General features: G+C 72.1%; 9 protein-coding genes. 4 read left to right on the forward strand and 5 right to left on the reverse strand.

Annotated elements, in window-relative coordinates; translation table 11 throughout:
* The first annotated feature begins 194 nt into the window (after positions 1-194).
* Positions 195-1,454 (forward strand): class I SAM-dependent RNA methyltransferase, encoded by a 1,260-nt coding sequence (locus EV190_RS16270; protein ID WP_133742426.1) that lies wholly within the window; start codon positions 195-197, stop codon positions 1,452-1,454.
* Between the two features lie 181 nt (positions 1,455-1,635).
* On the opposite strand, the gene EV190_RS16275 is transcribed toward EV190_RS16270, so the two are convergent.
* The 4 genes from EV190_RS16275 to EV190_RS16290 are packed head-to-tail and all read right to left on the reverse strand — an operon-like array spanning position 1,636 to position 5,532.
* Positions 1,636-3,216, reverse strand: coding sequence for a hypothetical protein (locus EV190_RS16275; RefSeq protein ID WP_133742427.1), 1,581 nt, complete (start codon positions 3,214-3,216; stop codon positions 1,636-1,638).
* Positions 3,213-4,118 (reverse strand): ATP-binding cassette domain-containing protein, encoded by a 906-nt coding sequence (locus EV190_RS16280; RefSeq protein ID WP_133742428.1) that lies wholly within the window; start codon positions 4,116-4,118, stop codon positions 3,213-3,215. The genes EV190_RS16275 and EV190_RS16280 overlap by 4 nt, the downstream gene beginning before the upstream one ends.
* Before the next feature lie 20 nt (positions 4,119-4,138).
* On the reverse strand, positions 4,139-4,951 hold the full coding sequence (locus EV190_RS16285) for an anti-sigma factor family protein (protein ID WP_133742429.1): 813 nt from the start codon (positions 4,949-4,951) through the stop codon (positions 4,139-4,141).
* The gene (locus EV190_RS16290) at positions 4,948-5,532 is read right to left on the reverse strand and encodes an RNA polymerase sigma factor (protein ID WP_133742430.1); all 585 of its coding nucleotides are present in this window, start codon (positions 5,530-5,532) and stop codon (positions 4,948-4,950) included. The genes EV190_RS16285 and EV190_RS16290 overlap by 4 nt, the downstream gene beginning before the upstream one ends.
* A gap of 208 nt (positions 5,533-5,740) precedes the next feature.
* Here EV190_RS16290 and EV190_RS16295 point away from each other — a divergent pair, with 208 nt between their 5' ends.
* Both EV190_RS16295 and acnA read left to right on the forward strand, forming a co-directional pair.
* Entirely contained in the window at positions 5,741-6,673 is a 933-nt protein-coding gene (locus tag EV190_RS16295) for an LLM class F420-dependent oxidoreductase (RefSeq protein WP_133742431.1), read from the forward strand.
* 407 nt (positions 6,674-7,080) lie between these two features.
* A complete protein-coding gene (gene acnA, locus EV190_RS16300) occupies positions 7,081-9,807 on the forward strand; it encodes an aconitate hydratase AcnA (protein WP_133742432.1) in 2,727 nt (908 codons plus the stop codon).
* 358 nt (positions 9,808-10,165) lie between these two features.
* Here the strand turns inward: acnA and EV190_RS16305 are convergent, their stop codons facing one another.
* Positions 10,166-10,528 carry an STAS domain-containing protein gene (locus EV190_RS16305; RefSeq protein ID WP_133742433.1) on the reverse strand — a complete coding sequence of 121 codons (363 nt, stop codon included), beginning with the start codon at positions 10,526-10,528 and terminating at the stop codon, positions 10,166-10,168.
* A gap of 477 nt (positions 10,529-11,005) precedes the next feature.
* On the opposite strand from EV190_RS16305, the gene EV190_RS16310 reads away from it, so the two are divergent.
* Positions 11,006-12,106 (forward strand): LLM class flavin-dependent oxidoreductase, encoded by a 1,101-nt coding sequence (locus EV190_RS16310; protein WP_243742612.1) that lies wholly within the window; start codon positions 11,006-11,008, stop codon positions 12,104-12,106.
* Positions 12,107-12,142 lie beyond the last annotated feature (36 nt).

A 12,142-nucleotide genomic window follows, 5' to 3' on the forward strand; every position in this document is an offset into this window, starting at 1 on the left:
CGAAGCGGTGCAGCAGGGACGTTCGCCGCGCCGATGTCACTCGAACAGCCGACCGAGACGAACGTCGCGAATCGGCTTGCGGGCAGCGCCCTGGACGGACGAGAGCCGTCCCGAAAAGCCCCTTGAGGACACGCCCCGGCAAGGGGGTACCCGTTGCGATGCCCGAAGTCCCGTCTAAACGAAGGTCGTTTTCCATGAGTATGGTCGGAAGCCACGTAGAGCTGAGCGTCGACGGAGTCGCGCACGGAGGGTGGTGCGTGGGGCGTTACGACCAGCAGGTCGTGTTCGTCCGGCACGCCCTGCCAGGGGAGCGCGTCCGGGTCCTGGTGACCGAGGAGACCAAGAAGTTCCTGCGCGCCGACGCCGTGGAGGTGCTGGAGGCCTCCGAGGACCGGGTCGAGCCGCCGTGCCGCTTCGCGGGCCCCGGCAAGTGCGGCGGCTGCGACTGGCAGCACGCCTCGCCGGACGCCCAGCGCCGGATCAAGGCGCGGGTGGTGGCCGAGCAGCTGCGCCGTATCGCCGGGATCGAGCGCGAGGTGCGCGTCGAGGAGCTGCCCGGAACCCCCGACGGTCTGGGGTGGCGCACCCGGGTGCGCTTCGCCGTTGACGCGGACGGCGCCGCCGGACTGCGCAAGCACCGCTCGCACGAGCTCCAGCTCATCGACGAGTGCCCCATCGCGCACCCCGAGGTCAACCGGTTGGGCGTGCCCCGCCTGGAGTGGCCCGGAATCGCCGAGGTCGAGACCGTCACCTCGGCGAGTACCGCCGACACCGCCGTCATCATCACCCCGAGCGGGGCCAAGCTCCCCGAGCTGCCCACCCCTGAGGCGTCGACCGCGGTGCTGCGCCGCTTCAAGGGCGGACGCACCCAGCCGATCAAGGGCCGCCGCGGCATCCGCGAGAACGTCGCGGGACGCGAGTGGCGGGTCAGCGCGGGCGCGTTCTGGCAGGTCCACCCGGCCGCGGCCGAGACCCTCACCCAGGCCGTCCTGGACGCGCTCGAGCCCGAGCCCGGCGAGACCGCCCTCGACCTGTACTGCGGGGCCGGGCTGTTCGCGGGCGCCCTCGCCCTCGCGGTCGGCGCCGAAGGCCGGGTGCTCGGCGTGGAGGGCCAGAGCGACGCGGTCCGCGACGCGGAGCACAACCTGCGGGACCTGCCCCAGGCCAAGGTCGAGCGCGGCGACGTGGCCGGGCGCCTGCGCCAGTGGGCCGACCTGCGCGCCGACGTCGCGGTCCTGGACCCGCCGCGTTCGGGGGCCGGGACGGAGGTCGTGGAGTCCCTGACGCTGCTGCGCCCGCGCCGTGTCGCCTACGTCTCCTGCGACCCCGCGACGCTGGCCCGCGACATCAAGACCTTCGCCCAGCGCGGCTACCGGCTCACCGGCCTCCGCGCCTTCGACGCCTTCCCGATGACCCACCACGTGGAGTGCCTGGCCACCCTGACCAGGGACTGAAGGGCCTGAGCGGCGGGGCGGCCGATGGCGCGCGCTCGGACTGGCGATCCCCCGGCGCGGGGGCCGCTCGGTGTCCGTGGACGGGGACCTGCTCGATGGTCTCGAGCTTTCCGCCCGTTTCGGGGCCGGAAAGAGCGGAAAGCTCATGATCATCCCGAGCCCGGTCACCCCGCGCCGGGGGTCAGCGGCACGGCGGGAGTTCCGGGGGATCCGGCGCCGTCGAGGGGGCCGTCAACCACTCGGCGGCCTGCTGCTCCTCCACCATCGCCTCCCACTCGGCGGACATCCGGTCCCACCGCAGCCGGGCCAGGCGCAGGTGGTCGGCGGTGACCTCCACGCCCAGGAGCGCGGACGCGTCCGCGCTGCCGGTGTCGGGAGAGGCCAGCGCGTCCCAGTGCCGCTCCACCCCGTCCCGGACCCGCGACACCGGCGCGTCGTTCAGCGCGGACAGCACCGCCAGGTCCTCCGCGGAGTAGGTGTCGGGCTGGAACCTGGTCTCGGCCAGGGCCTCCATCGGGTCGCCTCCGTGAGCCCGGTGGTACTCCCCGGTCATCCACAGGGCCAGGACACCGCGCGCCTGCCCGGTCATGGTGCACTCGTCCATGGAGGGGTTCAGGCCGCCGAGCGCGGCCGAGGCGACCCCCATGGCCACGTACCCGCCCGACAAGGGGTCCCACGCGGAGTACGCCTCGACGTACCCGGTCTCGGGCGGGGGCTCGCCCGCGCCGTGGGTCACCCACACCACGGGCAGATCCGCCCTGACGTGCCCGGGCAGCAGGACGACCAGCGGGCGCAGGCCGTTTCCCCACCCGGGGAGCAGGGACGCGTACGGCTCGATCGAGCAGTAGCGCGCCCCGTGGTCGGTGACACAGGACTCCGCCGGCAGCGGCCGGGCCGGGTACAGCGGTGACGAGGGCCGCTGGTCGTAGGGCAGGCTCGACAGGCTCTGGATCGCCCCGCCGCTCAGGACCAGGGCCGAGGCGGTGAGCGCGCCCACCACGGCCCGCCCCGCCGCGCGGCGCCGGTGGCGCAGCTCCACGGCCAGCACGCAGAAGAGCAGTGTGCCGACCAGGTAGGCCAGGTACATGGGGGCCTGCGAGTAGCCGAACGCCTCGTTCCCGTACGCGGGATGGGTCACCAGGTCGGGGAGGAGTGTCGCCCTGCGGCCGATGGAGCCCGGGGTGTCCCCGAGGAACACCCCGGACACGCCGAGCCGACCGCCCAGGTAGACCAGTACGAGTCCGAACGCGGGCAGCGCCGAACGGGTCCAGGCGGCAACCGCGACGGACAGGAGCCCGCAGGCGGGAACGGTCAGCAGGGGGACGCCCAGCTGCCACAGGTGGAGATCGCCCAGGAGCTCGTCCCGGCGGGACGCCAGGTACAGTGCCGCGGCTCCGCTGAGCAGCAGCCCGTGCAGCGCGCCGACGAGCGCGGTGGCCAGCAGCAGTGACGCCCTGCGGACCGGTTCGGGGACCGGGGAGACGACGTCCGGGCCGTGCCGGAAGACGCGCACCCCGGCGAACGTCGCCGCGATGAACAGTCCGCCCGCAGGGTAGGCGCCCAGCGTCAGCACCGAGTCGAGCGTGTCGCTCCACAGCAGCGGCCGCTCCATGAGCCTCAGGTCGCGGTAGCCCAGCAGCAGCCCGCCGACCAGCCCGAACCAGGGGAACGGCGATCGCAGCAGCCGCCCCGCCTCGAACCGGCAGAGCCTGGCCAGCGCGGTCGGGACGCGCGCGGCCGCGCGGCCCGTTCGGGGCGTCAAGCCGCCACCGTTCCCTCGGCGGACCCGGTGACCAGCAGGTAGCCGTCCTCCAGGGTGGGCTCCAACGGCTCGGCGATCCCCCCGTATCCGGCCGGGGGCTCCGCCCCGTGCGGGGTGAGCACCCGGTAGCGCCCGTCGGGGGAGCGCCACGAGGTGCTCCCGGTGGAGGGCCGCTCGGGCAGCGACCAGACCCGGCCCCGGGCGCGGTCGGTGAGGGCCGCGGGCGTGTCCGCGAACACGACCAGCCCCTCGTCCAGCACGACCACGCGGTCGCACACCGCGGCAACGTCCTCGGTCTGGTGGGTGGACAGCACCACGGCCCGGGTCGCGGCGAACTCCGAGACCAGGTCGCGGAAGCGGATGCGCTGCTCGGGGTCCAGGCCGATGGTCGGCTCGTCCAGCAGCAGCAGCCCGGGCTCTCCCAGGAGCGCCCCGGCCAGCCCGAGGCGCTGGCGCATCCCTCCGGACAGCCTCCGCACCCGCGTGTGCCGCCGGTCGGTGAGCCCCACCTGGTCCAGGACTCGCCGCACCTCGTCGTGGCGGGCACGCCGCCCGCCCACCTCCTTGAGGATCGCGATGTAGTCCAGCAGGGTGAACGCCGTGAAGTTCGGGTAGAACACCGGGTTCTGCGGCAGGAACCCCAGCTGGGCGCGGACACGGGCGCGCCCCGGAGCGGTCGTCGGATCGTGCCCGAGGACCTCCAGGGAGCCCGAGTCCGGGTCGTGCGCGGTGGCCAGGCAGCGCAGCAGCGTCGTCTTGCCCGCGCCGTTGCGGCCCAGCAGTCCGGTCACCCCGCGGCCCAGGTCGAGGTCGATCCGGTTCAGCGCCGCGCGGTCGCCGTAGTGCTTGGTCAGGCCGCGGGCCGAGACCACGATCCCCGAGGGGGACGGCCACGTCGTCATCGTCGTCGTACTCCTGGGTCTCAGGCGCGCCGGGCGCGCGCGGCGATGCAGGCGGTGCCGAGCGCGGCGAGAAGGACCGCGTACAGGGCCTGGGCGGGCGGGGTGAACAGGTACGCGGCCGCGAACCGCGACTCGTGGTGCAGGACGGTGGACACCAGCGCGCCCGTCCACACCGTCCCGGTCAGGCCGGTGGCCATGATCAACGGAACCCACCGCGACAGCAGGAGCGAACCGGTGACCAGGGACAGCGCGGGCAGCAGCCAGGCCACCGGCGCCCACCCGGGCCCGTGTCCGGGCAGGAGCAGGGCGGTGACCAGGCAGAGCGCGAACGCGGGGACGAGGACGGCCAGGGAGCGCAGGAACAGCAGCCGCTGGCCCGCCATCGGGGTGACCGAGGTGAACTCGTGGGCGGGGTCCACCCAGCGGCCGTAGGCCAGTGCGACGCCGACCAGCGGGAGCACCGGCGCGAGCGAGAAGAACATGAGGGTTCCGCCGTTCACGTTGTAAGCGGTGGCCAGGGCCATGCCCAGGACGACCACCATGGCCAGCAGCCACGCGCGGTACAGCATGGGGGTGGCGACCAGCAGCCGGGCGGCGGCCTCGTGGACGCCGATCCGGGTCAGCAGGCGCTCCAGGAGGCTGGCCCGGGGCCGGTCCACGACGTCGCGCAGTTCGGCCCACCCGGCCCTGATCCAGGCGGGGTCGGCGGGCACCCCCGCGCGGCACCGGGGGCAGTCGAGGATGTGGGCTTCCGCGGACATCGCCATGGCGTGGTCCAATCGTCCGTCGGCGTAGTCGTCGAGCTGCTGTCGGGTCAGGTGCCAGGCGGTCATGTCAGCTGCTCCCGAAGTCGTGCCTTCGCCCGCATGACGCGGGTCTTGACGGTCCCCTCCGGGACGCCCAGGAGCTGGGCGGCTTCGCGTACGGTCAGCCCGTCCAGGATGGTGGCCTGGATCGCCAGGCGGAGCTCGGGGGACAGGTTGTTCAGCGCCGCTCCCAGCGGCCCGTGCTCGATGCCCACCAGTACGAGGTCTTCGGCCGAGGCGTCGCCGACCGGCTCGTAGGACTCCAGCGCGGCGTCGCCGATCCACTTGTTGCCGCGCCTGCGCAGGGCGGAGACGAGCTGGCGGATCGCGATCGTCCAGATCCACGCGGCGGCGTCCCCGTCGGCCGTGCGCGGTGTGAACGTCCTGGCGTTACGCCATATGGACAGGAAGGCGTCCTGCAACGCCGCGTCGACGACGTCGGGATCGGCGCACCGGTAGCGGAGCCGCGCGCCCAGCCACGGGGCGTGCCGCCGGTGCAGGATCTCCAGGGCGTCGGCCGCGCCCGCGCCGATCGCGGAGAGCAGCTCGGCGTCGGAGCTCCGCGCGTCGTAGTCGGGGACGCGTCTGGCGCGTCGAAACAGCTTCACGGTGCTCTTATCGCGGTCGGGGGCGCGGACGGTTCACGGGGCGGGGCGGATCGGGGGAAGCGGGCCGGGCGGCCCCGGCCCCGCCGCCCCGACGTTACGGGGGCTCAACAGGGAGGCGGCCGGTGGCGCGCGCCCGGAGCACCCCGGTGCCGCGCCGAGGCAGCCGGGGGAGGACGAAGGGGCGTCCGGTCGACGGGACAATAGGGTCATGCGACTGAGGATTTTCACCGAACCGCAGCAGGGCGCGAGCTACGACACCCTTCTGGCGGTGGCCAGAGCCGCCGAGGAGCTCGGCTTCGACGCCTTCTTCCGCTCCGACCACTACCTGACCATGGGCGGCAGCGGGCTGCCCGGTCCGACCGACGCCTGGGTCACCCTGGCCGGGCTGGCCCGGGAGACCTCCCGGATCCGCCTGGGCACGCTCATGACCGCGGCCACCTTCCGCCCGCCGGGCCCGCTGGCGATCAGCGTCGCCCAGGTGGACCAGATGAGCGGCGGCCGGGTGGAGTTCGGGTTCGGAGCGGGCTGGTTCGAGGCCGAGCACACCGCCTACGGCCTGCCGTACCCGGCTGACGCCCGTGAGCGCTTCGACCGCTTCGAGGAGCAGTTGGCGGTCATCACCGGGCTGTGGGAGACCCCGGTCGGCGAGACCTTCGACCACAAGGGCGAGTACTACAGCTTCACCGACAGCCCCGCGCTGCCCAAGCCCGCCCAGTCGCCGCGTCCGCCGGTCCTCATCGGCGGTACCGGACGCAAGCGCACCCCGCGGTTGGCCGCGGCCTACGCCGACGAGTACAACGTCCCGTTCAACTCCCGGGAGGACACCGCTGCGGCCTTCGAGCGCACCCGCGCCGCGGTCGAGGCGTCCGGGCGGACCAGGCCCATGGTCTACTCCGCCGCCCAGGTGGTGTGCGTCGGGCGGGACGACGCCGAAGTGGCCCGACGCGCCGCCGCGATCGGGCGGGAGGTGGACGAGCTCAAGGCCAACGGCCTGGCCGGGACCCCCGCCGAGGTCGTCGACAAGATCGGCCGGTTCGCCGGGATCGGCGCGGAGCGGATGTACCTGCAGGTGCTGGACCTGTCGGACCTGGAGCACCTGGAGCTGATCGCCGCGGAGGTCGCGCCGGGGCTGGACGGATAGCGGCCCGGGCGGCGGGGCCCGGCCCCGCCGCCGCGCCTTCCGGGGCCGCCGTGTCCCGGCCGCGGCGCGGGGTAGTGGAGCGACGGCGGGGACGTCGCCGGTAGGTAACTTGATGTCGAGATACATGTTCGATACCTTGATATCGAGATAAAAACGAGAGCGAATCACTGAGCGCGTGAGGTTCACCGCCACCGGCGCTCCCACCTGCCATGATGAAGTCGGGGCAGTCCGAGCCCGGATGGCGGGGCCAAGGTCGTCAGCGCAGGTGGACCCCTGTGGCAGGGCTGACGGGAACCGTCGTCCCGGTCCGGGGAAGCGGTCTCGTAAGGGCAGCCTCAGTGATTTTCCGGCACCGCCGCTAGGGCAGGATGCTGGAGAAAAGTGGCGAGATCAGGAGGCGATCAACCGTGTCGGCGAACAGCTTCGGCAGCCGTGACACGCTCCGCGTTGGCGACGAGTCGTACGAGATTTTCCGTCTGGATGCCGTCGAGGGATCCGGACGACTTCCCTACAGCCTGAAGGTGCTGCTGGAGAACCTCCTGCGCACCGAGGACGGCGCGAACGTCACCGCGGAGCACATCCGGGCCCTGGGCGAGTGGGACCCCAGCGCCCAGCCCAACCAGGAGATCCAGTTCACCCCCGCGCGGGTGATCATGCAGGACTTCACCGGCGTCCCGTGCGTCGTGGACCTCGCCACCATGCGCGAGGCCGTCAACGACCTGGGCGGCGACCCGGCCAAGATCAACCCGCTGGCCCCCGCCGAGCTGGTCATCGACCACTCCGTGATCGTCGACGTGTTCGGGCGCGCCGACGCCTTCGAGCGCAACGTCGAGATCGAGTACGAGCGCAACCGCGAGCGCTACCAGTTCCTGCGCTGGGGCCAGACCGCGTTCGACGAGTTCAAGGTCGTCCCGCCGGGCACCGGGATCGTGCACCAGGCCAACATCGAGCACCTGGCGCGCGTCACCATGACCCGCAACGGCCAGGCCTACCCCGACACCTGCGTGGGCACGGACTCGCACACCACCATGCAGAACGGCCTGGGCATCCTGGGCTGGGGCGTGGGCGGCATCGAGGCCGAGGCGGCCATGCTCGGCCAGCCGATCTCCATGCTCATCCCGCGCGTGGTCGGCTTCAAGCTGAGCGGCGAGCTGCCCGCCGGGACCACCGCCACCGACCTGGTGCTCACCATCACCGAGATGCTGCGCGAGCACGGCGTCGTCGGCAAGTTCGTCGAGTTCTACGGGGACGGCGTGGCCGCGGTGCCGCTGGCCAACCGCGCGACCATCGGCAACATGAGTCCGGAGTTCGGCTCCACCGCCGCGATCTTCCCGATCGACGACGAGACCATCCGGTACATGAAGCTGACCGGCCGCAGCGAGGCCCACACCGCGCTGGTCGAGGCCTACGCCAAGGAGCAGGGCCTGTGGCACGACCCCTCGGTCGAGCCGGTCTTCTCCGAGTACCTGGAGCTGGACCTGGGCGAGGTGGTGCCCTCCATCGCCGGTCCCAAGCGTCCCCAGGACCGCATCGTCCTGGCCGAGGCCAAGCACACCTGGCGCCACGACGTGCAGAACTACGTCAGTGACGGCCTCGACGAGACCGTCGAGGACTCCTTCCCGGCCTCCGACGCCCCGAACTACGAGGCCAACGGCGGGGGGCGCCCGCACGCGCCCGTCAAGGTCACGCTCGAGGACGGCACCGAGACCGAGATCGACCACGGCGCCGTCGTGATCGCCGCGATCACCTCGTGCACCAACACCTCCAACCCCTCGGTCATGCTGGGCGCCGCCCTGCTGGCCAAGAAGGCGGTGGACAAGGGCCTGTCCCGCAAGCCCTGGGTCAAGACCTCCATGGCGCCGGGCTCCAAGGTCGTCACCGACTACTACGAGCGCTCGGGGCTGACCCCGTACCTGGACAAGCTGGGCTTCAACCTGGTCGGCTACGGCTGCACCACCTGCATCGGCAACTCCGGGCCGCTGCCCGAGTCGGTCTCCAAGGCGGTCAACGACAACGACCTCGCGGTCACCGCCGTGCTGTCGGGCAACCGCAACTTCGAGGGCCGGATCAACCCGGACGTGAAGATGAACTACCTGGCCTCGCCGCCGCTGGTGGTCGCCTACGCCCTCGCCGGTTCGATGGACGTCGACATCACCACCGAGCCGCTGGGCACGGGCTCCGACGGCGAGCCGGTGTACCTGGCCGACATCTGGCCCTCCGCCGAAGAGGTCCAGGAGGTCATGGACACGGCGATCGCCGCGGACATGTACGAGCAGGCCTACGCCGACGTGTTCGCCGGTGACGAGCGCTGGCGGTCGCTGCCCACGCCCACCGGCGACACCTTCGAGTGGGACGCCGAGTCCACCTACGTGCGCAAGCCTCCGTACTTCGAGGGCATGGAGCCGACCCCGGCGCCGGTCACCGACATCGAGGGCGCGCGCGTGCTCGCCAAGCTCGGCGACTCGGTCACCACCGACCACATCTCGCCCGCGGGCGCGATCAAGCCGGGCACCCCGGCCGCCGAGTACCTGAAGTCCCACGGCGTCGAGCGCCGCGACTTCAACTCCTACGGCTCGCGCCGCGGCAACCACGAGGTCATGATCCGGGGCACGTTCGCCAACATCCGGCTGCGCAACCAGATCGCCCCGGGCACCGAAGGCGGCTACACCCGCGACTTCACCCAGGACGGCGGCCCGGTCTCGTTCATCTACGACGCCGCGCAGAACTACGCCGCGCAGGGCACCCCCCTGGTGGTGCTGGGCGGCAAGGAGTACGGTTCGGGCTCCTCGCGCGACTGGGCGGCCAAGGGCACCGGCCTGCTGGGTGTGCGCGCGGTCATCACCGAGTCGTACGAGCGCATCCACCGCTCCAACCTGATCGGCATGGGCGTGCTGCCGCTGCAGTTCCCCGAGGGCCAGTCCGCCGACTCCCTCGGCCTGACCGGTGAGGAGACCTTCTCCATCACCGGCGTGACCGTGCTGAACGAGGGCCGCGTCCCCGCCACCGTCAGGGTCGGCACCGACACCGGCGTCGAGTTCGACGCCGTGGTGCGCATCGACACCCCTGGTGAGGCCGACTACTACCGCAACGGCGGCATCCTGCAGTACGTGCTGCGCCAGCTGATCGCCAAGTAGCGGTAGTCGTCCCGCCGCGCCGCGGGAGCAGACCCGCGTAAGGGCCCACCAGGCCCGGCGCGGCCGCCAAAAAGGCCCACCGCCGTTCAGGAGACGGCGGTGGGCCTTTGGCGTCGGCGGGGGTGTTTGTGTGCCGGTGCTTCGGGGGGGTCTTTCGGCCTCGCGCCACGCGGATCGCGGGGTGACGGCGGGCGGCGACGGCGGGTGCCGGTCGGGGCCGCGCCCATGATGTCCGTCGCGTGAGGGTTTCGTTGACGGTCGTGGGCTTTCCGCCCTTCCCGGCCCCGAAACGGGCAGAAAGCCCACGACCGTCAACAAAACCACCGGTGCCCGAATTCACCCCCACCCCGGGGACTCCCTAGTGGCAGGTGGGCTCGTCCTGGTGGGCGAGGGCGGTCTGGGCCGCCTCGATGATCGGGTAGACGTCGATGCCGCGGGCGGCGGAGTGGAGCTCCAGGACCTTCGCGGTGACGCCGCGCGGCTCGGCCAGGACGCAGTGGACCCCGCGCGAGGCCAGGGCGCCGTGGGCGGCGCGCAGGGCGCGCAGGCCGCCCGAGTCCAGGAAGGTCACCTGGGACAGGTCGACGATGACCGGGCGTCCCGGGGTGGAGCCGCGCGCGGCCTCCCTGATGAGAGAGCCGAACGTGGGGCCGGTGGCGAGGTCGATCTCGCCGCGCAGCCGGATGACGAGCGGGGGGTGAGGGTGGGACACAGAGATCATCTCTCTCCGGAGCGGACCAGGGTGACTGGATTCGCGGAGGGGCCGCCGCGAACAAGGACTTTCGCGACGGAAACACGTGAGGCCGCTCCGGGGCCGATGGTCGTGGCTCCCGGGCGGTTCCGGCCGGCACCGGGATCCCTCCACAGCAAGAGGCGCGTGAAGCGGTCCCTCCGTGTCCCGGTGCCGTTGACCGCACCGTCCGGCGTGACCGTCCGCACGCCGGACACCGGGAAGGCCGCCCACCCGTTTGAGGGCAGAAACCTACCGGCCTTGATCAACTTACTGAATTTTGCGTTTTCTGGCTACTCGAGACCGTCGTCGATCGTTTAACGGATATGACAATCCGGGTTGGATGTACCCCAAAACGGCTAATTATCACGTGGTATGCGCGGATGGTCGGCCTTGGCGGCTTTCACGGTGGTCTCGCCGAGGGGGCGGATCCGCGCCAGGGATCACGTTACGAAAGGCGAGTGCGCAGTGGCGCGTCACCAGGACTTCCAGCTCGGTCTGTTCTCCGCCAACACGGCTTCGGGGCTTTCCATCACCACGGTTCCCGAGCGCTGGTCGGGTGAGTGGGAGGACAACCTGCGGCTCGCGCTGATGGCGGAGGAGGCGGGCATCGACTTCCTGCTCCCCGTGGCGCGCTGGACGGACTGGGGGCCGGACACCGCGTTCCACGAGAGCGCCCTGGAGACCGTCACCTGGGCGACCGGGCTGCTCGCGGCCACCAGCAGGATCAGGGTGTTCGCCACCGTGCACACGGCCTTCCACCACCCCTTGGTGGCGGCCAAGCAGCTGGCCACCATGGACCACATCGGGCGGGGCCGCGCGGGGCTGAACATCGTCGCGGGCTGGCACGCCCCCGAGTACGCGATGTTCGGCCTCGAGCTGCCCTCCGAGCACGACGACCGCTACGCGCTCGCCCAGGAGTGGTGGGACGTGGTGCGCCGGGTGTGGGCCGAGGCCGAGCCCTTCGACCACAAGGGCCGCTTCTTCGAGCTCGAACGGGTCGTGGGCCGCCCCAAGCCCTACAACGGTTCGGGCCTCCCGATCATCAACGCGGGATCCTCCAAGCAGGGCCGCGCCTTCGCCGCCCGCAACGCCGACCACGCCTTCACCTCGGTGGGCGGCCCCGAGGACGGAGCCGGGGTGGTCGCCGCCATCGAGGCCGACGCGCGGGCGAACGGGCGCGAGGTCGGTGTCTTCACCTTCGGCCACGTCAGCTGCCGTCCCACCGAGCAGGAGGCGAAGGACCACCTTCGCCACTACGCCCAGGACAACGCGGACTGGCCCGCGGTCGAGGAGGTCATGCGGCTGCAGGGGCTGCACGCCCAGTCCTTCAGCCCCGAGATGCTGGCCACCTTCCGGGACCGGTTCGCCGCCGGGCACGGCGGCTACCCGCTCGTGGGCGACCCCGACCAGGTGGCGGAGCGGATCATCGCGTTCGCGGAGGCGGGCTTCGCCGGTATGACGCTGTCCTTCCTGGACTACACCGGCGAACTGCCCTACTTCGTCCAGGAGGTGCTGCCCCGCCTGGAGCGGGCGGGAATCCGCGCGCCGCGTCCCGCGGACGGGTGACGCCCGGGCGGGAGAGGGACATAATGTCCTGTTGTG

This window comes from Actinorugispora endophytica (assembly GCF_004363075.1).
GTDB classification, from domain to species: domain Bacteria; phylum Actinomycetota; class Actinomycetes; order Streptosporangiales; family Streptosporangiaceae; genus Actinorugispora; species Actinorugispora endophytica.